Genomic DNA, 21,907 nt, shown 5'->3' with positions numbered 1-21,907 from the left:
GCGCTGGCTGCATGAAGTTGATGAGGTGATCTCGTGACTGCTATTCACGACCAGGCAATGCACTATATCTACCAACAAGTACTCGAGCGCTTGCTCAGTCATATGTCACAAGCGCAGCGTGCTTCCCTGCAGTTGCTTATACAACGGCTGCTGGTTGCTGCGGGCGGGCCCGAATACATCGGCACCTACCGCTTGCTGGTGCTGCAAGGCAACGATCGCTGCAGCACCCGGCTGCTGGCCATGCTGCGTGCCGCACAACTGAGTATCGCCCTGCGGGCGCCGTTAACTTTCCAGCTGCGGGTCCTGGTGGTGAGCCTGCCTGTGGCTGACAGTGCCACGCTCGAATGCCATGAGCGCAGCTTCAATGCGCTGTTCCTGCAGGATGACCCGCGGGTACAACTGCAGATGATCAAGGGGCGTGAAGTAGTGCCGTTCAGCCGGCATGCCCCTGCCGCGCCTGACAACTGGCTGTTGCCGAGGGACGCCATGCTGATGTTCGGTCATCTGGTCGAGGCCGGGCCCGAAGCGCTGCTGGGTAGTCGCCTGCACCTGGAACTGGCGGCCGCCGTCGGCTTTGCGCTGCAAGCACATTCACCTGCGGATGTATTCGTCACCGCCATTCCTGCGTGCCAGCGCCGCCGGTACCTGGCCTGGGCACGGCGCAGCCTGCGCCTGGCAGGGGAACATGGTCCGCATGTGTTACACCAGTGCCTGGCGACGCTGGCACAGGGGCTGAGTCGACTGCACGGCAGCATCGGGCTGCCACCCGGCGCTTTGGCGGAGCCGACCTCGGTGGGCGTGCCGCAGAGCACGCCGGTGCGGTTGATTGCCATTGACGACCTGATGCCGCCGTTGCTCGAAGAGCAGCAGCTGGACCTGATGCTCGGTTGTCGCGTCGAAGGGGGGCAGGACGCCTGGCAATTGGCCGCGTTCGTCGAGCCGTTGGCCCCGGTGCAGCTGCGGGAGCTGCATGCACGCAGTCTCGAGCCGCAAGCCAGTCGCCCGGCATTGCGGCTGGCTGGCCAGCCGGGCGCCAAAAAGCGGCGCGATGTGCATCAGCTGCAGTTCGGCAAGGCATATGGCATCAATCAGATCCAACAGGTGTGCCTGCTGTTCAGCCCGTTTGCCAGGCAGGGGAAGAATCTGGAGCGTTTTCTGCAGTGCTGGCATGCCGACATGCTGGTGGCGCTGCCATACCTGCATCGAGCCTTGCAGGGTAAACCCTGCCCTGACGCGGTGAAAAACTGGCTCGTGAACACCAGCGGCCTGCCGCTGGGGCAACTCAGGTTGATCTATGGCGGGGGCCTGCCGCTGGCCTGCTGGCGGCTGATGAGCCATCTGGCACGTCGCGATGTACAGCTGAGGTTGCTGCCGCGGCGGTTGGCGGGGCGGCGGCGTGGTCATGCGGGGCCACCTTGATGGAGCAATCGGGCTCCGGCGAATTCGCCTATCGCAAGGTCTATCGTTATCTGGAAGCCCTGATCGACCAGGCTCCACGCAGCGGCCCGTGCCGTTTGCCGTCGTTGCGCGTGCTGGCCCGGCGGTTGCGGGTGTCATTGGCCACCGTGCAGAGCGCCTACAGCCTGTTGGAAGAAGAGGGCCGCGTGCAGTGCCTGCCCAGGTCGGGCTATTACGTACAGGGCGCTGCCAAGGGGGAGGCTGCAGCCATGCCCCGGCAGGCACCCCTGCCAGCACAGCCGATGCTCGAGCGCACCCTGTTCACCCACGAGCGGCGCCTGGCCCGTCAGCGCACGCACAGTGTTGCCCCATGGGAAGCGCCCGGCAGCGCCCGTCTGCGCAATGCCCTCGCCGAGCGCTATACCCGCTCCTCAAACCAGTACTGGCGTGCCGAGGACGTTCAACTGGCTCCGGATGTGCAGGCGTTGCTGGAGACAATGCTGGCGGCGCTGGCCCTGAAAGGCGGTACCGTGGTGGTGCACTCGCCCTGTTGCTGGCAGGTGCTGCGCGCGTTGGCACGTGCCGACATGCGAGTGTTGGAGGTACCACTGGATACCCGTGGCAACCCGGACCTGCGCGCCTTGGCCCGACTGCTGGCCAGCGAGCCGGTGTGCATGCTGGTCATGCCGTCGTGCCTTGGCATGCCGCAGGGGCGGCTGGTTTCACCTCACTATCAGCAGCAGCTTGGCCAGTTGCTTGACCAGCACCCTGTATGGTTGCTGGAAAACGACCTGGACAGCGAGCACTGTTACAGCGGGCCGCCGAATACACGCCTGCGCGATTGGGTCGACTCCCGCTGGTTGTTGGTGATGGGGGCGTTCGATGCCGCAGTGGGGAACGAGGCGCCCTATGCCTACCTGCTGAGCCTTGATGCCGGGCTGGCCAGGGCTTTCGCCGAGCGTGCATTTCGGCTTGCACCGCTTCGCCTGCAAGCGCTTGCGCACATGCTGGGCAAAGGAGAAATCGAGGCGCAACTGGTGCGGCTGCGCACGGACCTGCAAAAGCGCATGCAATATCTGGCGCGTGAGTTGCAACAGCATTTCGGCCAGCGGGTGATGCTGGAAACGCCGGACGGTGGCCGGACACTGTGGGTGCGCTTTCGCCAGCCGCTGCCGTGGGAGGGTATTGCCGCAGCGCTGGCTGGTTCATCACTGCAAGCACTGCCGGGCGAGCAGTTCAGCCTGCAGGGCCGCTACCAGCAGTGCCTGGCGATGGCGTGGCTGGGGGATCACCCGGGGGAGCTGCAACAGGCGGTAGAGCGCCTGGCCCATGCGCTGGAACTGCGCTGTGGCCGGCCTGCCGGGGTTACACCTTGAGCCGCCGGGGTCGCTTGGGCTGCTCCTACCGAACCTCGCCGAACCAGTGATTCGTGGAGCGCTCGCTAGTCAGCGATTCGCTTGCTCCTGCCCTTGCCGCAAGCGGGTACTGACCAGCGCTGCCACCACCAGCAACGCGGCGATGATCCACAAGCCATTGCGGGTACTGCCGGTGGCCTGCTCGATCAGGCCCATCACCGATGGGCCGACGAAACCGCCAAGCAGGCCGCAGGTGGTGACAAAGGCCAGACCTGCCGCCAGGGCACTGCCACTCAGGCGGCTGGAGGGGAAGACGAAGATGATCGACTGCACCACGAACAGCATCAGGGCAGTCAGCGAAAACCCGATCAGGCCGATGAACGAGTTGGCCAGCGACGCCAGCAGCAACCCGGCCGCCATGGTCAGCAGGCCGCAGAACAGCAGCGTGCGGCAACGGCTCGGCGAGGTGGCCAGGCGCGGGAGGGTGGCGGCGCCGATGGCGGCAGCAATCCACGGTACGGCGGTCAGCAGGCCGACCTGGAAGGGCGACAGTGCGCTGTAGGTGCCGATGATACCCGGCAGGAAGAAAATCACCGTGTAGATGGTGATCTGGTGCACGAAGTACACCACGATCGCCAGCCAGATCTGCCGGTCGCGGAACATCTGCCCCAACTTGCTCTGCTGCGGTGCGGTGGCGCGCTCCGCAGCCAGGCGGCGCTCGATGTCCTCGGCTTCGACGGCCGACAGCCAGGGCGCCGAGGCCGGGCCATCGGGCAGTTTCTTCCATACCACATAAGCCAGGGCCACTGCCGGCAGGCCTTCGAGCACGAACAGCCATTGCCAGCCGTGCCAGCCCAGCACACCGTCCATTTCCAGCAGGGCACCCCCCAGCGGGCCGCTGAGGATGTTGGCCAGGCACACGCCCAACAGGAAGTAACCCGTGGCGCGGGCACGCTGTTCACGATCGAACCAGTAGGTCAGGTACAGCATCACGCCGGGGAACAGGCCCGCTTCGGCAACCCCGAGCAACAGGCGCATGACGTAGAACGAGGTTTCGCCCTGGACGAAGGCCATGCCCGCCGAGAGCAGGCCCCAGGTGATCATGATGCGGGTGATCCAGAAGCGTGCGCCGACCCGATGCATGATCAGGTTGCTGGGTACTTCAGCCAAGGCGTAGGTGAGGAAGAACAGCCCGGCGCCCAGGCCGTAGGCCGCTGCCGACAGGCCGAGGTCTATACCCATGCTGGCCTTGGCCAGGGCAATGTTGGTCCGGTCAAGGAAGCTCATCACGTAGACAACGATGAGCAGTGGCATCAGTTTGCGCAGCAGCAGGCCGTTCAGGCGCTGTTCGGTGTTGGCGGCAGGGGCGGGCGCCGCCGCAGTACCGGTGAGGATTGTCATTGTTTTTTCCCCGTGAAAAGAGCTGGTGGCGTGCCGCGCAGAGGCGGCACACCCAGGTAGGTGGGTCAGGAGCGGTTGATGTCGAGCCACACCGCGCCGTTGGGGTACTGGTAGCGCGCGAGGGTCTCGGCATGCATTTCGATGCTGTAGCCCGGGCGTTGTGGTGGCATGTAGCGCCCGCGGCGGATCACCACCGGGTCGATGAAATGCTCGTGCAGGTGGTCGACGTACTCCAGCACTCGGTTGTGCAGCGAGGCCGACACAGCGATGTAGTCGAACAGGGCAATGTTCTGCACGTATTCGCACAGGCCGACACCGCCGCCGTGCGGGCACACGGGTACGTCGTACTTGGCCGCCATCAGCAGCACAATCAGCACTTCGTTCAGGCCACCCAGGCGGGCCGCGTCCAGTTGGCAGAAGTCCAGCGCGCCGGCCTGGAACATCTGCTTGAACATTACCCGGTTGTGGCAATGTTCACCGGTGGCCACGCCAATCGGCGCAATGCGCTGGCGGATGGTGGCGTGCCCGAGGATGTCGTCCGGGCTGGTCGGCTCTTCGATCCACAGTGGCTCGAACGCGGCCAGGCGGCGCATGTTGGCGACGGATTCCTCGACGCCCCATACCTGGTTGGCATCCATCATCAGGGTGCGCTCCCAGCCAATCTCGTCGCGCAGGATGCTGGCGCGGCGAATGTCTTCCTCCAGGTCCGCACCGATCTTCTGCTTGATGTGGGTCCAGCCATCTTCCACCGCCTCGCGGGCCAGCTTGCGCATCTTTTCTTCGCTGTAGCCCAGCCAGCCCGGCGCGGTGGTGTAGCCAGGGTAGCCTTCGCGCAGCATCTGCGCTTCGCGCTGAGCCTTGCCCGGCGCCTGGCGGCGCAGCAGGGCGATGGCTTCTTCGGGGGTGAGCACATCGGTGACGTAGCTGAAGTCCAGGCAGCGCACCAGCTGCTCGGGCGTCATGTCGGCCAGCAGCTTCCACACCGGCTTGCCCTCGTGCTTGGCCCACAGGTCCCACACGGCATTGATGATCGCGGCGGTGGCCAGGTGGATCACGCCCTTTTCCGGGCCCAGCCAGCGCAACTGGCTGTCGCTGACGGTGAAGCGGTGCCAGAAACCGCCCATGTCGGCCGTGATTTCCTCCAGGGTGAGGCCGACGATCAGCGGCGCCAGCGACTGCACCGCAGCAGCGCAAATCTCGTTGCCACGGCCGATGGTGAAGGTGAGGCCGTGGCCTTCCAGAGCCTCGGCGTCGGTGTGCAGCACCACGTAGGCCGCCGAATAATCGGGGGCGCTGTTCATGGCGTCGGAGCCGTCCAGCGACAGCGAAGTGGGGAAGCGAATGTCGCGAACGCTCAGGTGGGTAATACGTATGCTCATGGTCGGCTCTTGTTCTGTTCAAGCACTGGGAGACCTGACTGTAGGTTGTCGAGCGATACAGGCATAATCGCCAAATCTTAATCAGTGATACCGGATTCGATATGTCTCGCTTGCCACCCGACAGCGCCCAGGCGCCTGCCAGTCTCGGCGCATTGAAGATCTCCAGCCGGCAGGTCACGCTGCTCAACGCCTTGGGCGAGTTCGCCAACCTGCGCCGTGCTGCCGCGGCGATGCACACCACGCAACCGGCTGCGAGCCTGTTGCTGCAACAGCTTGAGGAGCGCCTTGGCGTACGCTTGTTCGAGCGTTTGCCACGAGGCATGCAAGCGACGCTGTATGGCGAAGTGATGATCCGCTATGCGCAGAACGCGCTGCATGAGTTCGAGCACGCCCAGGCGCAGATTGCCGAGCTGGCGCGCGGGGCCCAGGGCCTGGTGCGGGTGGGCAGCGTAATGGGCCCGGTGCCGGGTGTGCTGACCAGGGCAGTACTGGCCTACAAGCGCGATCACCCCAAGGTGCGCATTTCTCTGGAGGTCGGCACCAGCGACACCTTGCTGCCGGCCTTGCTGCGTGGCGACTTCGACATGGTGGTGGGGCGCCTGCCGGACCAGAGCGACAGCCAGGACCTGAACATCGAACTGTTCGAAGGCGGTGAGCAGATGCGTGTTATCGCCCGCGCAGGCCACCCGCTGGCCAATGCCGCCGGGCTGCAACTGACCGACCTGGTGGCCTTGACCTGGATCCTGCACCCCATCGGCAGCCCGATGCGCCGCCGCGTCGAAAGCGCGTTGCAGGCCGGCGGCATGGTGCAGTCGCTGGATATCGTCGAAACTGCCTCGATCCTGGCTACCACCGCCATGCTCGAAGCCTCCGAGATGATTGCGGTGGTGCCCGATGACGTGGCCAAGCATTATGCCCGCTATGGAATGGTCGCTATCCTGCCGGTAGAACTGCCGCTGGCAATGGCCAACCTGGGCGTGTTGACCCTGCGCTCGCGGCCCAACTCGGTTGCCCTGGACACCTTGCTGCACTACCTGCGGGCGCAATAGCCCTGCCTTTTCACTTGCCTGAGGCCCTGCGTCAATGCCGCCGGACATGACCCATTCCAGCTTTTGCAACTGGATCCGCTACAAGCACCTGGTGCTGATCGACACCTTGGCGCGCACCCGCAACATGCACGCCACCGCCACGCGCATGAACCTGAGCCAGCCGGCACTGAGCAAGATGTTGCGTGACCTTGAGGAGCAGTTCGGCTTCGCCCTGTTCGAGCGCCTGCCGCGGAGCATGCCACCCACCGAACTGGGCCAATATGTGGTGCGCTATGCCCAAGGCGCGCTGGCCGAGTCGCAACAGTTCGTCGACCAGGTCAACCGCCTGCGCAACGGTGGGCACGGCTTCATCCGCGTCGGCGGGATCTTTGCCGCCACCGCGCTGGTGCTGCCGCAGGCCATCGCCGCGATAAAGGCGCGCAGCCCGTTGCTGTCGATCGAAGTGGTGGAGCATTCCAGCGATCACTTGTTGACCATGCTGGAGCAGAACAAGCTCGACATCATGATTGGCCGTTTCACTGAAGAACGCTTCGGCCAGCTGTTCGACTTCCAGCCCCTGGAGCCGGAACCGTTCAGCCTGGTGGTCAACAGCGAGCACCCGCTCAATCAGCTGGAAAGCACGCCGCTGGCAGCGCTGGGCGACTGGCCGTGGGTGCTGTACCCGGTGGGCACGCCGATCCGCAACCGCCTGGAACAGGCATTTCGTGTTGCCGGCATCGCCACGCCTGCCGACAGCGTCGAAACCATCTCCATGCCCATGTTCCTGCAATTGCTGCAGGCGGCGCCGATGATCGCCATGTTGCCGCGCTCGATGGTTGCAGCGCAGTTGGCCAGCGGCCAACTGAAAGAATTGCGCAGCCCGTTGCACCTGGCGGCGCTGGAGTACGGCGTGGTTACCCGAAAGGACGAGCCGCTGAGCGCTTCGGCCCAGGCGTTTGTCGAGATTTTGCTGGAGGGGGCTCGGCGCCGTCAGCAGGAACAGGAATGAAGCCCCTGGGGCTGCGCAGCGGCTCCAATGGCCCTCAAATGTGATTGATAAACACGCCCTGATACCGGTTTTTGATAACCCAGGGTTATCGCACGATCGGATCATCTCATTGGGAATGTTGCTCAAGGCTTCTTACAGTGGTCGCAGCCATAACAAGAAGCCAGCCGCACCCTGAGAGGTCCCATGCAACTGATTGCCAAGTCCGGCGACCTTGCCGTCATCCGCCTCAACCCGCTGGACAACGTGCTAATCGCCCGCCAGGCCCTGCCGCAAGGCCTGCGCCTTGACGCCGAAGCGATTACCGTTCGCCAGCCCATCCCCTCGGGCCACAAGCTCGCTACCGAGCGTGTGGAGCAGGGCCAGCCCCTGCGCCGTTACGGGCAGATCATCGGTTTTGCCTCGCAGGCCATCGACGCCGGCGAACACGTGCATGTGCACAACGTGCAGATGGGCGATTTCGCCCGTGACTACGCGTTCGGTGTCGATACCCGCAGCCAGCCCGGCCGCGAGGCGCAGTTCCAGGGCATTGTGCGTGCCGATGGCCGGGTCGCCACCCGCAACTACATTGGCGTCCTCACCTCGGTGAACTGCTCGGCGACCGTGGCCCGGGCCGTGGCCGACCATTTCCGCCGCGACATCCACCCTGAAGTGCTGGCCGATTACCCGAACATCGACGGCGTGGTGGCACTGACCCACGGCGCCGGCTGTGCGGTGGACCCCGGCGGTGAAGCCCTGGGCCTGTTGCGTCGTACCCTGGCCGGGTACGCCGTACATCCCAATTTCGCTGCCGTGCTCATCATCGGCCTGGGCTGCGAGACCAACCAGATCGAGAGCCTGCTGGAAACCCAGGGCCTGCAGGCCAGCGCCCAGCTGCGCGCCTTCACCATCCAGAGTATCGGCGGCACCTCCAAAGCCATCGCCGCCGGTATAGAGCAGGTCAAGGCTCTGTTGGCCGAGGCCAACCAGGTGCAACGCCAGCCGGTCAGTGCGCGGCACCTGGTGGTCGGCCTGCAATGTGGCGGTTCCGATGGCTATTCCGGCATTACCGCCAACCCGGCATTGGGCAATGCCGTCGACCGCCTGGTGGCGGCCGGTGGCACCGCGATCCTCTCCGAGACCCCGGAGATCTACGGTGCCGAGCACCTGCTGACCCGCCGTGCGGTCAGCCGCGAGGTCGGCGAAAAGCTGCTGGCCCGCATCCGCTGGTGGGAAGACTACTGCCAGCGCATGAACGCCGAGCTGAACAACAACCCTTCGGCTGGCAACAAGGCCGGGGGCCTGACCACCATCCTCGAGAAGTCCCTCGGTGCGGTGGCCAAGGCCGGCTCCAGCAACCTGGTCGATGTGTACCAGTACGCCGAAGCGGTGCGGGCCCAGGGCCTGGTGTTCATGGATACCCCCGGCTACGACCCGGTTTCGGCCACCGGCCAGGTGGCTGGCGGGGCCAACCTGATCGCCTTCACCACCGGCCGTGGCTCGGCCTACGGCTGTGCCCCGGCGCCGTCGATCAAGCTGGCGACCAACAACCGGGTGTTCGAGCACCAGGAAGAAGACATGGACGTCAATTGCGGCGGCATCGCCGACGGCTCCACCAGCATCGAGGAGTGCGGCGCGTTCATCTTCGAGCAGATGCTGCGCATCGCTTCCGGTGAACGCAGCAAGAGTGAACTGCACGGCTACGGTCAGAACGAATTCGTGCCCTGGCAGATCGGTGCCGTGACCTGATCGCCAGCCCCATCCCTTTTCCAAGGCAACTGCAATGACTCAAGCCACACTTCACAATGTGCAAGCACTCACCACCTTCGTCGAGCGGCTGTTCGAAAAGGCCGGCGCCGATGCCGAAGTCGCCCAGGCAGTGACCCGGGTACTTCTCGAAGGCGAATTGCTGGGCCATCGCACCCATGGCCTGAACCTGGTCAGCCGCTACATCGACGGCATGCTCGGCGGGCAGGTCAAGGCCCGCGCCCAGGTACTGGAGCAGGTGTCGGACAGTGGCATCTCCAGCCTGTTCGATGGCCACTACCTGTTGGGGCCGTACTGCGTCAGCCGTGCCCTGGACTGCGCGGCAAAGGGCGCCACTTCGCAGGGTATCGGCATCGCCGTGGTACGCCGCGCTGCGCATATCGGTTGCCTGGCAGCTTACCTCAAGCCCTATACCGATCAGGGCCTGGTGGCGATGCTGTATTCCTCGGACCCGTCGGTAGGGCTGGTCTGCGCCCATGGTGGCGTTGACCCGATCTACACCCCCAACCCGATTGCCGCGGGCATCCCGACCCGGGGCGAGCCGATTCTGCTGGACGTCAGCATGTCCACCGTCACCCTCGGCCTGGTCGGCCAGTGTCGCGACGCCGGCAGCCGCCTGCCCCACCCGGTGCTGGTGAGCAATGACGGGCAACTGAGCGACGACCCGCGCGACTTCTTCACCAGCCCGCAAGGCAGCATCCTGCCCTTGGGGGGCCAGGCCTTTGGCCACAAAGGTTTCGCCCTGGCGCTGCTGGTCGAAGCCCTGACCTCGGGGCTGGCCGGCCATGGTCGCAAGGATGCACCAGACCAGTGGGGTGCATCGGCCACCGCCGTGGTCATCGATCCGAGTTTCTTCGGCGGCCTGCAAGCGTTCACCGACGAAACCAGCTTCCTCGGCCGGCTGGTCCTGGCCAGCCGGCCACTCGACCCCGAGCGCCCGGTGCGCCTGCCTGGGCAGGCTGGCCTTGCCTTGCGCCGCCTGGCCCTGGAGCAGGGCGCAAGCCTTTCTTCACAGCTGGTGGCCGACCTTGACCGGCTGGCCGGGCAGCTGCAATTGCCGGCACTTTCCCAATGAATGACAGTAAGGGTACACAGATGACTGAACGAGCGAACGGCAAGCGACTGCCTCTGACTCACGATGCCAGCGCGTTCGACAGCGGCAGTTGGGTAGGGCGGGTCTGGCTGCCGGACCAGGGCCCTGCGGTGGTACTGATAAAGGCCGGCGCCGTGCACGACATCAGCGCCCATGTAGCCACCGTCTCGGCCCTGCTGGAAGTGGCCGACCCCGTGGCCTACCTGCGCAGCCTGCCGCTGGCCGAGCCGCTGATCGGGCTGCCAGCCTTGCTCGGCAACAGCGACCCGGCCCTGCGCGACCCGCGCCAGCCATGGCTGCTGGCACCTGTCGACCTGCAGGCGGTGAAGGCCGCTGGGGTAACCTTCGCCACCAGCCTGCTGGAGCGCGTGGTCGAAGAGCAGGCCAAGGGCGATCCGGCCAAGGCCGATGCCATCCGCGACACCCTGGCCAGCCGCATCGGCGCCGACCTGTCGCAGATCGTACCAGGCTCGGCCCAGGCCGAAGCGCTGCGCAAGGTGCTGGTGGAGCAGGGCCTGTGGTCGCAATACCTGGAAGTGGGTATTGGCCCGGACGCCGAGGTGTTCACCAAGGCCCAGCCACTGTCGGCGGTCGGCCACGGCGCCGACATCGGCATCCACCCCAAGTCGAGCTGGAACAATCCGGAGCCGGAGGTGGTGCTGGCGGTGTCGAGCGATGGTCGCATCAAGGGTGCGACGCTCGGCAACGACGTCAACCTGCGTGACTTCGAAGGCCGTAGCGCCTTGCTGTTGTCAAAAGCCAAGGACAACAATGCCTCCACCGCGCTTGGCCCGCTGCTGCGTTTGTTCGACGAAAGCTTCGGCCTGGACGACGTGCGCGCCGCCGAAGTGGACTTGCAGGTGGTGGGCGAAGACGGTTTCATCCTCGCCGGCCGCAGCTCCATGCGTCAGATAAGCCGCGACCCGCAGGACCTTGTGCAGCAAACCCTCAACGAGAACCATCAATACCCCGACGGCCTGGTGCTGTTCCTCGGTACCTTGTTCGCCCCCAAGCAGGACCGCGACCAACCGGGCAACGGCTTCACCCACAAGCCGGGCGATGTGGTGAGCATCAGCAACCCGCAACTCGGTACCCTGTGCAACCGCGTGACTACCAGCGACCTGGCGCCGCAGTGGCATTTTGGCCTGCGTGCGCTGATCGACAGCCTCGGCCGGCGCGGGCTGCTGGACGTAGCAACCACCGCGCGCCAGCCTTGAGCGGCGCGCTGCGTCAGGGAGGGCGCAGCTTGAACGAAGGACCGCCAAGGCGCTGACAGCGCGGCAACAATAATAATAAAGGTCATCACATGAACCCTATGAAGAAGTACCAACGCATCACCGTCGTGTTCCTGCTGCTGATCGGCATCGTCAACTACCTGGACCGTAGTGCGCTGTCGATCGCCAACACCTCGATCCAGAAAGACATGATGATCAGCCCGTCGCAGATGGGCATTCTGTTGTCGGCGTTTTCCATTGCCTATGCCTTTGCCCAGCTGCCGATGGGCATGATCATCGACCGCCTGGGCAGCAAGATCGCCCTCGGTGCCTCGCTGCTGGGCTGGTCGGTGGCCCAGGCAGCGTTCGGCATGGTCAACAGTTTTGCCGGCTTCATGGGCTTGCGGGTGTTGCTGGGGATTGGCGAGGCGCCGATGTTCCCATCCGCGGCCAAGGCCCTGTCGGAGTGGTTCGATGCCAACGAGCGTGGTACTCCCACCGGCGTGGTCTGGTCCTCTACCTGCCTCGGCCCTTGCCTGGCGCCACCTTTGCTGACGCTGTTCATGGTCAACTTCGGCTGGCGCGGCATGTTCATCATCACCGGTGTGATCGGCGTGGTGCTGGCGCTGTGCTGGCTGACCTTCTACAAAAGCAAGGCACGCTACCTGGCGGAGCTTGCTGCCGAGGGCAAGCCGTTGCCAAGCGGGCAGCAGGTGCCGGCAGCCACTGCACAAGCGCCGAAGGCCTCGTACTTCGCCGGCTGGCTGGACCTGTTCAAGCACCGTAGTACCTGGGGTGCGGTACTGGGCTTCATGGGCGTGATCTACATGCTCTGGCTGCACCTGACCTGGCTGCCTGGCTACTTCGAGCGCGAGCATGGCCTGGACCTGTACAAGACCGCCTGGGTAGTGTCGCTGGCCTATGGCTTTGGCGCAGCGGGCACGATCGTTGCCGGTCGTTTCTGTGACTTGCTGGTGAAACGGGGCATGAGCGTGCTGGCCAGCCGCAAGTTCAGCGTGATCACCGGGCTGGTGCTGGCGGCGCTGTTCACTCTGCCGCTGTCGTTCGTCACCGGCCTGACCGGTTGCATCATTTTGCTGTGCCTGGCGCTGTTCAGCATCAACATGGCCAGTGCCACTGCCTGGATGATCGTCAACACCATCGTCGACAGCCAGCGCGTGGCCTCGTTTGGCTCGATCCAGAACTTTGGCGGCTACATTGCCGGCTCGGTGGCGCCGATCGTCACCGGCTTCAGCATCCAGTACTCGGGCTCGTTCACCACGGCGTTCATGATCAGTGCGGTGGTGGCGCTGTGTTCGGCGTTGGCCTACTTCCTCCTGCTGCAGGCGCCGATTGGCAGTGCCAAGGTCAAGGCGGCGGAGATGGTCGGGGCGACGGAACAGGTGTGAATTCCGGGGGGGCGCTTTGCGCCCCAATCGCGACGCAAGGCCGCTCCCACAGGTATCGCGCTGGTTTCAACAGCACTGCAATACCTGTGGGAGCGGCCTTGCGTCGCGATTGGGCTGCAAAGCAGCCCCCAAGCCGATAGCCGATTGTTGAGCGACCCACGGCACTTGCCAGGCATATTGGTCTGTATGTATAACCAGTACCCATTTCAGCCGCCTGACCCCAGCCCGTGATCGCCCATTCCGTCGACGACCCGTTCTACTACCTGCACAATTTCCGCCAGGTGCTGCTGTGGGTCGAACAGCGCTACGAAGACCTGCTCGACGATCAGGAGCTGGCTTTCATCCGCACCTTCGGCCAACTGGACGCCCCGGCGCAGGCCCTGATGGTGCGCATGGTCATGCGCAAAGGCGAGCTGTTTCGCAGCGACCGCCTCGACTATGCCGAAATCGGCGATACCGGGCAGGCCCTGCACCCGTTGCTGGCCCTCGGCTGGGTACGGGAGCCCGCGCAACTGGAACTGGAGCAGCTGTTCGCCCTGCTGCGCAAGGACGAATTCGCCCGTTGTTTTGCCCCACAGCTGAGCCGCCCCCGCGCCGCCAAGCATGATCTGCTTGCACAGCTGCAACCCTTGGGCCTGCAAGCCCGGTCATTGGCCGAGTGGTTTCCGGACAGCGGCGTGCGCATCCTCCAGTGGTGCCTGCAACCCTTGTGCGACCGCATGCGCCTGCTGTTCTTCGGCAACCTGTACCAGGACTGGTCGGACTTCGTCCTCGCCGACCTCGGCTTGTTGCGCTACGAGCAGGTGCCGTTCAGCACCGATTCGCGTGCCCTGCAACAACGCGCCGAAGTCGACCTGGCCATGGCCTTGCACCAGTGTGCCGAGCGCCTGGAGCAGGGCGACGACCCGCTGTCGATCCTGGCAGCCATGCAGGGCCTGCACAGCGACAACCCATGGTTGGCCCGGCGCCATGCGCGCCTGCAATTCGCCCTGGGCCAGCATTGCGAGCGCCTGGGCGACTGGGCGCAGGCCATGGCTGTGTACACGCAATGCAGTCATGCCCAGGCGCGTATCCGCCAGGTCCGGGTGCTGGAGCGCAGCGAGCAGTGGCCCCAGGCCCATGCGCTGGCGCTGCAACTGGCTGCGGCACCGGCCAACGCCCTGGAAGTGCAGGCGCTGGAACGCATGTTGCCACGCCTGGCACGCAAGCTCGGTGGCCCGCCACAGCGGCGTCAGCGTGTCGCTCCCCTGGAGCTGATCGAGCTGGAACTGCCTCGGGAACGGGCAGCGCTGGGTGTAGAGGAGGCGGTACGCCAGCACTTGGCCGAAGCCGACGGGCCGGTGCATTACGTGGAGAACACCCTGTTCAACAGCCTGTTCGGCCTGCTGTGCTGGGAGGCGATCTTCGCCCCGGTGCCTGGCGCGTTCTTCAACCCGTTCCAGGCCGCCCCGCAGGACCTGCACGACGGCGACTTCCAGCAACGCCGCAGTGCTCTGTTCGAACGGTGCCTGGGGCGGCTCGACGATGGCAGCCATCACCGGGCGATTCTCGACTGCTACACCGCCAAGCAAGGCCTGCAGTCGCCATTCGTGTTCTGGTCTGTGCTCAGTGAAGCATTGCTTGAGCAAGCCCTGGCCTGCCTGCCGGCGGCCCATTTGAAACAGTGCTTCCTGCGCCTGCTGCAGGACATCCGCAACAACCGCGCCGGCATGCCCGACCTGATCCAGTTCTGGCCCGAACAGGGTCGCTACCGCATGGTCGAGGTCAAGGGGCCCGGTGACCGCCTGCAAGACAACCAGCTGCGCTGGCTGGAGTTCTGCCGGGCCCACGGCCTGCCTGTCGCAGTGTGTCATGTGCGCTGGAGCGAAACGCCTTGAGCTACAGCGTGGCGGTACGCGCCTTGTGCGAATTCAGCGCCAAGGTCGGCGACCTGGACCTGCGCTTCACGCCATCACCTACCGCCCAGGAGGGGATCGAGGGGCATCGGCGAGTGGTGGCGCGACGTGCTGCGGGCTACGAGTCGGAAATTGCCCTCGAAGGCCAGTTCGAAACGCTGAAAGTGCGTGGCCGCGCCGACGGTTACGACCCCGCCTGCAACCGCCTGGAAGAAATCAAGACCCACCGTGGCGACCTGTCGCGCCAGCCGGCCAACCACCGCCAGTTGCACTGGGCGCAGGCCAAGGTCTACGGCTGGTTGATGTGCCAGGCACGGCAACTGCCGGCCATCGAGGTGGCGCTGGTTTACCTGGACGTGGACAGCGATGGCCAGACGCTGATCAGTGAACATTGCACGGCTGCCGAACTGCAGGTGTTCTTCGAAACCCAGTGCCAACGCTTTCTGGCTTGGGCACAAGCGCAGGAGCAGCGCCTGGCCGAGCGTAACCAGGGCCTGCAAGCACTGGGCTTCCCCTATCCGGTGTTCCGCCAGGGCCAGCGACAACTGGCAGAAACCCTGTACAAGGCGGTGAGCACCGGCCGTTGCCTGATGGCCCAGGCCAGCACCGGAATTGGCAAGACCCTCGGTACCTTGTTCCCCCTGCTCAAGGCCATGGTGCCGCAGCAGCTGGACAAGCTGTTCTTTCTCACCGCCAAGACTCCGGGCCGGGCCCTGGCCCTGGATGCCATGCGCCAGATCACCGACGCCACGCCGCAGCCGGCCTTGCGCACGCTGGAGCTTATCGCCCGCGACAAAGCCTGCGAGCACCCCGACAAGGCCTGCCATGGTGAATCCTGCCCGTTGGCTGCGGGCTTCTACGACCGCCTGCCGGCCGCACGCGCGGCGGCGGCAGCGTTGCCTATGCTCGACCGCGCCCAGCTGCGCGAAGTGGCCCTGGCGCACCAGGTGTGCCCGTATTACCTGGGCCAGGAGATGGCGCGTTGGGTAGACGTGCTGGTGGCGGACTACAACTACTACTTCGATGCCCACGCCTTGTTGTACGGCCTGACCCAGGCCAACCAGTGGCGGGTCGCGGTGCTGGTGGACGAGGCACACAACCTGGTCGAGCGCGGGCGCGGCATGTACAGCGCCAGCCTGGACCAGGGCCAGTTGCTGGCCCTGCGCCAGAGCAAACCGCACGGGCTGGTCAGTGCGCTGGACCGTTTGAACCGGCAGTGGAACGCTCTCTACAAGGAGCAGCGTGCGCCGTACCAGGCCAGCGATTCGCTCCCAGACGCATTGCTGCGTGCCCTGCAGCAATGCATCGGGCTGATCCAGGAACAGATGAACCAGGCGCCTGCGCAAATGGACCCGCACGTGCTGCAGTTCTTCTACCAGGCGTTGCAGTTCAGCCGGGTTGCCGAGCTGTTCGACGAGCACTTCCTGTTCGACATCAGCCAGCGCCAGGGGCCACGCAAGCGGCGGCTGGCCACCCTGTGCCTGCGCAATATCACCCCGGCGCGCCTGTTGGGCCCACGCATGCAGGCCGCGCGCAGCGTGACGCTGTTTTCCGCCACCCTGAGCCCACGGCATTTCTACAGCGACCTGCTGGGCATGCCGGCCGATACCGCCTGGCTGGAAGTGGCCGCGCCGTTTCGCGCCGAACAGCTGGAAGTGCGCATCGCCAGCCAGGTATCCACCCGTTACCTGCAACGCCAGGCTTCGCTGGCGCCAATCGTCGAGCTGATTGCCAGGCAGTATGAGCGTATGCCGGGCAACTACCTGGCGTTCTTCAGCAGTTTCGAGTACCTGCAACAGGTGGCCGGGCTGCTGGCCGAACGGCATCCGCAGATTCCCATGTGGTCCCAGCAACCGGCCATGGACGAAGCAGCTCGCCAGGGCTTTCTCGACCGTTTTGTGGCGGATGGCCGCGGGGTGGGCTTTGCGGTGCTGGGTGGTGCATTCGGGGAGGGGGTGGACTTGCCGGGCACGCGGCTGATCGGCGCGTTTGTCGCCACCCTCGGGCTACCCCAGGTCAACCCGGTCAATGAGCAGTTCAAGCAGCGTCTGGGGCGGCAGTTTGGTGCGGGGTTCGATTACGCCTATCTCTACCCGGGCGTGCGCAAGGTCATTCAGGCAGCAGGGCGGGTCATCCGGGGCGACCAGGACCGTGGCGTTCTGGTCTTGATCGACGAGCGCTTCGCCGAGCCCCGGGTGCAGCAGATGTTCCCGGGGTGGTGGCCGGCGCCGGGAGGTTAACGCGGCCCCGGCGATGAGCCGCAAAGCGGCCCCAATCCAGGCATCAAGGCTAGCCTTCGTTCGTTCAGAAGGCTCAATTGGGGTAAGATCACGATCCGTGCCAGCTCCGAACCCTTTGTATATCAAGGTGATGGCACCTCTCCGGGTCCGAATGACATGCGTTTTCTGCTGTTATTGGACCTGCTGGTATGTCGTATTGACTTGCTTCATGGTTGGCCCGGTTCGCTGCTGGCCACGCTTCGCTACAGGATTCACGTTTTGTCCGATCTCTCGAAAAACCCGCTGCTGCAGTACATGGCCCGCCTGGCCCCATCCAGCCAGCAAACCATGTGCTACATCCTTCAGGACGCTGCCGACCGGCTGGGTTTTGTCGACTGCAATATCGTCGATGTGCCCTGGCATCGGCTCGAGCCCGGCCATGTGATCGGTCTGGTGGCGGCGCTGCGTGCCGACGGTTACGCACCCAACAGCTCCTCTCTGTACGTCAACGCCATCCGCGGTGTGATGAACGAAGCATGGCGCCAGGGCCTGATCGATCACGAGCAGTTGCTGCACATTCGCGAGGTCAAGCCGGCCACCGGCAGCCGCCTGCCGCCGGGGCGCAACCTGCGCCGCAGTCTGATTCGCGAGCTGATGGATGTGTGCGCGGCCGACCCACGGCCGCAGGGTGTGCGTGACGCGGCGATCATCGCCTTGCTGTACGGCACCGGTATGCGCAAGTCTGAATCGGTGGACATCGACCTGGACCAGGTCGACTTCGAGGCGCGCAGCCTGCAGGTGCTGGGCAAGGGCAACCGCCAACTGATCAAGTACGCCCCGCCATGGGCGTTCGAGAAGTTGCAGGCGTGGCTGGACCTGCGCCGCCAGGACTTGCCGGCAGGGGCCGAAGACGACCCGTTCCTGTTCAACCGCATCCGCCGTGGCAGTCATATCACCCGGGCGCGTATCACCAAGCATGCCATTTACTACATTGCCCGCCAGCGTGGTGCGCAGGTGGGTGTGAAAATCATGCCGCACGACTTCCGCCGGGCGTTCATCACCCGGGTGATCGAAGAGCACGACCTGTCCATTGCGCAGAAGCTGGCGCATCACGCCAATATCCAGACCACGGCCATCTATGACCGGCGTGACGACAATGAACGCCGGCGTGCGGTGGACCGCTTCGATTACTGAGTTTCGTCACACTTTGGGCTGCTGTGCAGCCCATCGCCGGCAAGCCAGCTCCCACCCCGACCGCGCTGACCTCAAGTCATGCGCGATCCCTGTGGGAGCTGGCTTGCCGGCGATGGGCCGCGTAGCGGCCCCAGCATTCTCTCAGTCCAGCACCTAAACAGGGCCTGAGTGCGCCCCCACTTTGTGCGCCATCTGCCCGTATGCCCGATGCCAGAGCGGCTGTGGCAAAAGTTTCATCTTCGTTCACCTGCGGAGTTGGCCCGCAACCTGCTATATCCAGCCTGCGAATTTGATCGAGTGGTCAGGCCACGCATGCCGTAGTCATGCGTGCCTGCCTCTCTAAACGGCCAGCAGGCCACGGATTTCAGGGGCCGCAGGATGTCGCTCGCGGAGCAGATCGAACAACAACAAGATGATGCGGGCTGGAGCGCTCACCTGCAGTTGCGCTTCGTCAGGCGCGACGAAGTGACCCGCCTTGGTGCATGGCGGCATTTTGGACCTCTTTTGGTGCAGCGGCCGTTCTATCCGGAAGGTGCACCGTGCCATGTCTACGTGCTGCACCCGCCCGGTGGGATTGTGGCCGGCGACCGCCTGGAACTGGATATCCAGCTGGAGCCGGGCAGCCACGCTCTGCTGACCATGCCCGGCGCCAGCAAGTTCTACCGCAGCATCGGCCCGACCGCGCGTCTGGCCCAGCGCTTTCACCTGGCCGCCGGCAGCACCCTGGAGTGGCTGCCGCAGGACAGCATCTTCTTTTCCGGCGCCCGCGCCAGCCTCGACAGCCGTTTCACCCTCGAGCCGGGGGCACGCCTGCTGGCGTGGGAAACCCTGTGCCTGGGGCGCCCGGTGATGAACGAGCGTTTCGACCACGGTGCCCTCGACAGCCGCCTGCATATAGAACTGCCCGACGAAGTGGGCCTGCACGAGCGCCTGCGCGTCGAAGGCGGGCGCCTGGACAAGCTTGGCGGGCATCCGCTGCTGGCCACCTTTTGCGCCGCACCCGCCGACCAGGCCGTGCTGGATCTGGTGCGCCCGCTGCTCGACGAGATGGTCAACCCGGCCGGCGCGACCCTGGTTGGGTCGTTACTGGTGATCCGCGTGCTTGACCATGACAACCAACACCTGCAACGCACCCTGCAACGCCTGTGGCATGTGCTGCGCCCGGCCGTCCTCGGCCTGCCGGCCTGCCCGCCGCGTATCTGGGCCACCTGAGAGAGCGCCATGGAGCTGACCCCGAGAGAGAAAGACAAACTGCTGCTGTTCACCGCCGCGTTGCTGGCGGAGCGGCGCCTGGCCCGAGGACTGAAGCTCAACTACCCGGAAGCGGTAGCGCTGATCAGTGCCGCCGTGCTCGAAGGCGCCCGTGATGGCCGCACCGTCGCCGAGCTGATGAGCCTGGGGCGCGAAGTATTGAGCCGCGAGCAGGTGATGCCTGGCATTGCCGAAATGCTCCACGACGTGCAGGTCGAAGCAACCTTCCCGGATGGGACCAAGCTGGTGACCGTGCATGACCCCATCGTCTGAAACTGCCCAGGAGCCCCGCATGATCCCAGGTGAAATCCAGGTCGCCGCCGGCGACATCGAGCTGAACAGCGGCCGTGCGACGGTCAGCGTCAGCGTGGCCAACCATGGCGACCGCCCGGTGCAGGTCGGCTCGCACTACCACTTCTACGAAGTCAACGAGGCGCTGGTGTTCGAGCGCGCGCCGACCCTGGGCTTTCGCCTGGACATCCCCGCCGGTACCGCCGTGCGTTTCGAGCCCGGCCAGGCGCGCACCGTGCAGCTGGTGGCCTACGCCGGCAAGCGCGAGGTCCATGGCTTCCAGGGCAAGGTGATGGGCGCGCTGGAGGGCAGGGCATGAGCCGCATTTCCCGCCAGGCCTATGCCGACATGTTCGGCCCCACGGTAGGTGACCGCGTACGCCTGGCCGACACCGCGCTATGGGTCGAGGTGGAGCGCGACTTCACCATCTATGGCGAAGAGGTAAAGTTCGGTGGCGGCAAGGTCATCCGCGATGGCATGGGGCAGGGCCAGATGCTGGCCGCCGATGCCATGGACCTGGTACTCACCAATGCCCTGATCATCGACCACTGGGGCATCGTCAAGGCCGATATCGGCATCAAGCACGGGCGTATCGCGGTGATCGGCAAGGCTGGCAACCCCGATGTGCAACCGGGCGTGAACGTGCCCGTGGGCCCCGGCACCGAGGTGATCGCGGCCGAGGGCAAGATCGTCACCGCCGGCGGCGTCGACTCGCACATCCACTTCATCTGCCCGCAGCAGGTGGACGAGGCGCTGACCAGCGGTGTCACCACCTTCATCGGCGGCGGCACCGGGCCGGCCACCGGCACCAACGCCACCACCTGCACACCCGGCCCCTGGTACCTGGCGCGCATGCTCCAGGCCGCCGACAGCCTGCCGATCAACATCGGCTTGCTGGGCAAGGGCAACGCCTCGCGGCCGGAAGCGCTGCGCGAGCAGATCGCGGCCGGCGCCGTGGGGCTCAAATTGCACGAAGACTGGGGTTCGACGCCAGCAGCCATCGACTGCTGCCTGGGCGTGGCCGAGGAAATGGACATCCAGGTGGCGATCCACACCGACACCCTCAATGAGTCCGGCTGCATCGAAGACACCCTGGCGGCCATCGGCGACCGCACCATCCACACCTTCCACACCGAAGGTGCTGGTGGCGGCCACGCCCCGGACATCATCCGCGCGGCGGGGCAGGCCAACGTGTTGCCGTCCTCGACCAACCCGACCCTGCCGTACACGATCAACACCGTGGACGAGCACCTGGACATGCTCATGGTCTGCCACCACCTGGACCCGAGCATCGCCGAAGACGTGGCCTTTGCCGAGTCGCGCATCCGCCGCGAAACCATCGCCGCCGAGGACATCCTCCACGACATGGGCGCCTTTGCCATGACCTCGTCCGACTCCCAGGCCATGGGCCGGGTTGGCGAGGTGGTGCTGCGCACCTGGCAGGTGGCCCACCAGATGAAGCTGCGCCGCGGGCCACTGGCGCCGGACACCAGCTACAGCGACAACTTCCGGGTCAAGCGCTACATCGCCAAGTACACCATCAACCCGGCACTGACCCACGGCATCGGCCACGAAGTGGGCTCGGTGGAGGTCGGCAAGCTGGCCGACCTGGTGCTGTGGGCACCGGCGTTCTTTGCGGTCAAGCCGGCCCTGGTGATCAAGGGCGGAATGATTGTCACCGCGCCGATGGGCGACATCAACGGTTCCATCCCCACGCCGCAACCGGTGCACTACCGCCCGATGTTCGGCGCCCTGGGCGCGGCGCGGCATGCCACGCGCATGACCTTCCTGCCCCAGGCAGCGATGGACCGTGGCCTGGCCGAGGAGTTGAACCTGCGCAGCCTGATCGGCGTGGCCCACGGCTGCCGCAGGGTGCGCAAGCCCGACATGGTCCACAACACCTTGCAGCCGCTGATCGAGGTCGATGCGCAGACCTACCAGGTGCGTGCCGACGGCGAACTGCTGGTCTGCGAACCGGCCCGCGAACTGCCGCTGGCCCAGCGTTACTTCCTGTTCTGAAGGAGCCCC

The 21,907-nt window shown here is 65.2% G+C and carries 17 protein-coding genes; 15 read left to right on the top strand and 2 right to left on the bottom strand.

Going from position 1 to position 21,907, the window contains the following annotated elements; translation table 11 throughout:
• Nucleotides 1–33: 33 nt before the first annotated feature.
• Entirely contained in the window at nucleotides 34–1,419 is a 1,386-nt protein-coding gene (locus V3314_RS17230; RefSeq protein ID WP_046613735.1) for a hypothetical protein, read from the top strand.
• Complete coding sequence (locus tag V3314_RS17225) at nucleotides 1,419–2,774, top strand: GntR family transcriptional regulator (RefSeq protein ID WP_108480006.1); 1,356 nt, start codon at nucleotides 1,419–1,421, stop codon at nucleotides 2,772–2,774. The genes V3314_RS17230 and V3314_RS17225 overlap by 1 nt, the downstream gene beginning before the upstream one ends.
• 69 nt (nucleotides 2,775–2,843) lie before the next feature.
• Here V3314_RS17225 and V3314_RS17220 read toward each other — a convergent pair whose 3' ends face one another.
• Together V3314_RS17220 and V3314_RS17215 are read right to left on the bottom strand one after the other, a co-directional pair.
• The gene (locus V3314_RS17220) at nucleotides 2,844–4,154 is read right to left on the bottom strand and encodes an MFS transporter (protein WP_338459361.1); all 1,311 of its coding nucleotides are present in this window, start codon (nucleotides 4,152–4,154) and stop codon (nucleotides 2,844–2,846) included.
• A gap of 65 nt (nucleotides 4,155–4,219) precedes the next feature.
• The gene (locus V3314_RS17215) at nucleotides 4,220–5,533 is read right to left on the bottom strand and encodes an L-fuconate dehydratase (protein WP_046616898.1); all 1,314 of its coding nucleotides are present in this window, start codon (nucleotides 5,531–5,533) and stop codon (nucleotides 4,220–4,222) included.
• Between the two features lie 101 nt (nucleotides 5,534–5,634).
• On the opposite strand from V3314_RS17215, the gene V3314_RS17210 reads away from it, so the two are divergent.
• From V3314_RS17210 to ureC, 13 genes are all read left to right on the top strand, one after another.
• Entirely contained in the window at nucleotides 5,635–6,582 is a 948-nt protein-coding gene (locus tag V3314_RS17210; RefSeq protein ID WP_046616897.1) for a LysR family transcriptional regulator, read from the top strand.
• A gap of 34 nt (nucleotides 6,583–6,616) precedes the next feature.
• Nucleotides 6,617–7,570, top strand: coding sequence for a LysR family transcriptional regulator (locus V3314_RS17205; protein ID WP_046616896.1), 954 nt, complete (start codon nucleotides 6,617–6,619; stop codon nucleotides 7,568–7,570).
• A 183-nt stretch (nucleotides 7,571–7,753) separates the two neighbouring features.
• Complete coding sequence (locus tag V3314_RS17200) at nucleotides 7,754–9,295, top strand: altronate dehydratase family protein (protein WP_338459359.1); 1,542 nt, start codon at nucleotides 7,754–7,756, stop codon at nucleotides 9,293–9,295.
• A 34-nt stretch (nucleotides 9,296–9,329) separates the two neighbouring features.
• Nucleotides 9,330–10,388 (top strand): Ldh family oxidoreductase, encoded by a 1,059-nt coding sequence (locus tag V3314_RS17195; protein ID WP_153671078.1) that lies wholly within the window; start codon nucleotides 9,330–9,332, stop codon nucleotides 10,386–10,388.
• A gap of 20 nt (nucleotides 10,389–10,408) precedes the next feature.
• Nucleotides 10,409–11,623 (top strand): fumarylacetoacetate hydrolase family protein, encoded by a 1,215-nt coding sequence (locus tag V3314_RS17190; protein ID WP_338459357.1) that lies wholly within the window; start codon nucleotides 10,409–10,411, stop codon nucleotides 11,621–11,623.
• Nucleotides 11,624–11,721: 98 nt separating this feature from the next.
• On the top strand, nucleotides 11,722–13,029 hold the full coding sequence (locus tag V3314_RS17185; protein ID WP_052970538.1) for an MFS transporter: 1,308 nt from the start codon (nucleotides 11,722–11,724) through the stop codon (nucleotides 13,027–13,029).
• A 227-nt stretch (nucleotides 13,030–13,256) separates the two neighbouring features.
• Nucleotides 13,257–14,906, top strand: coding sequence for a VRR-NUC domain-containing protein (locus V3314_RS17180; RefSeq protein WP_338459356.1), 1,650 nt, complete (start codon nucleotides 13,257–13,259; stop codon nucleotides 14,904–14,906).
• Nucleotides 14,903–17,164: an ATP-dependent DNA helicase gene (locus V3314_RS17175; protein ID WP_338459355.1), complete on the top strand. Its 2,262-nt coding sequence runs from the start codon at nucleotides 14,903–14,905 to the stop codon at nucleotides 17,162–17,164. Before V3314_RS17180 ends, V3314_RS17175 begins: the two co-directional genes overlap by 4 nt.
• A gap of 258 nt (nucleotides 17,165–17,422) precedes the next feature.
• Complete coding sequence (locus V3314_RS17170) at nucleotides 17,423–18,337, top strand: tyrosine-type recombinase/integrase (RefSeq protein ID WP_338459354.1); 915 nt, start codon at nucleotides 17,423–17,425, stop codon at nucleotides 18,335–18,337.
• A 378-nt stretch (nucleotides 18,338–18,715) separates the two neighbouring features.
• Complete coding sequence (locus tag V3314_RS17165; protein ID WP_046616888.1) at nucleotides 18,716–19,549, top strand: urease accessory protein UreD; 834 nt, start codon at nucleotides 18,716–18,718, stop codon at nucleotides 19,547–19,549.
• Between the two features lie 9 nt (nucleotides 19,550–19,558).
• Nucleotides 19,559–19,861 (top strand): urease subunit gamma, encoded by a 303-nt coding sequence (locus tag V3314_RS17160; protein WP_003256923.1) that lies wholly within the window; start codon nucleotides 19,559–19,561, stop codon nucleotides 19,859–19,861.
• 19 nt (nucleotides 19,862–19,880) lie between these two features.
• Complete coding sequence (locus tag V3314_RS17155; RefSeq protein ID WP_025339426.1) at nucleotides 19,881–20,198, top strand: urease subunit beta; 318 nt, start codon at nucleotides 19,881–19,883, stop codon at nucleotides 20,196–20,198.
• Nucleotides 20,195–21,898, top strand: a complete 1,704-nt coding sequence (gene ureC, locus V3314_RS17150; RefSeq protein ID WP_046616887.1) for an urease subunit alpha — start codon at nucleotides 20,195–20,197, stop codon at nucleotides 21,896–21,898. Before V3314_RS17155 ends, ureC begins: the two co-directional genes overlap by 4 nt.
• Nucleotides 21,899–21,907: the final 9 nt, after the last annotated feature.

The sequence above is a fragment of the Pseudomonas sp. TE3-3-F2023 genome (assembly GCF_036784815.1).
GTDB classification, from domain to species: Bacteria; Pseudomonadota; Gammaproteobacteria; order Pseudomonadales; family Pseudomonadaceae; genus Aquipseudomonas; species Aquipseudomonas pudica.
This window is presented reverse-complemented; position numbering and strand designations above follow the sequence as displayed.

Bases quoted from the DNA above. Each gene is read 5' to 3' on its own strand.
- V3314_RS17210 (WP_046616897.1), top strand. From the start codon at position 5,635: ATGTCTCGCTTGCCACCCGACAGCGCCCAGGCGCCTGCCAGTCTCGGC.
- V3314_RS17200 (WP_338459359.1), top strand. From the start codon at position 7,754: ATGCAACTGATTGCCAAGTCCGGCGACCTTGCCGTCATCCGCCTCAAC.
- V3314_RS17190 (WP_338459357.1), top strand. From the start codon at position 10,409: ATGACTGAACGAGCGAACGGCAAGCGACTGCCTCTGACTCACGATGCC.
- V3314_RS17220 (WP_338459361.1), bottom strand. From the start codon at position 4,154: ATGACAATCCTCACCGGTACTGCGGCGGCGCCCGCCCCTGCCGCCAAC.
- ureC (WP_046616887.1), top strand. From the start codon at position 20,195: ATGAGCCGCATTTCCCGCCAGGCCTATGCCGACATGTTCGGCCCCACG.
- V3314_RS17205 (WP_046616896.1), top strand. From the start codon at position 6,617: ATGCCGCCGGACATGACCCATTCCAGCTTTTGCAACTGGATCCGCTAC.
- V3314_RS17185 (WP_052970538.1), top strand. From the start codon at position 11,722: ATGAAGAAGTACCAACGCATCACCGTCGTGTTCCTGCTGCTGATCGGC.
- V3314_RS17195 (WP_153671078.1), top strand. From the start codon at position 9,330: ATGACTCAAGCCACACTTCACAATGTGCAAGCACTCACCACCTTCGTC.
- V3314_RS17165 (WP_046616888.1), top strand. From the start codon at position 18,716: ATGTCGCTCGCGGAGCAGATCGAACAACAACAAGATGATGCGGGCTGG.
- V3314_RS17215 (WP_046616898.1), bottom strand. From the start codon at position 5,533: ATGAGCATACGTATTACCCACCTGAGCGTTCGCGACATTCGCTTCCCC.
- V3314_RS17160 (WP_003256923.1), top strand. From the start codon at position 19,559: ATGGAGCTGACCCCGAGAGAGAAAGACAAACTGCTGCTGTTCACCGCC.
- V3314_RS17225 (WP_108480006.1), top strand. From the start codon at position 1,419: ATGGAGCAATCGGGCTCCGGCGAATTCGCCTATCGCAAGGTCTATCGT.
- V3314_RS17155 (WP_025339426.1), top strand. From the start codon at position 19,881: ATGATCCCAGGTGAAATCCAGGTCGCCGCCGGCGACATCGAGCTGAAC.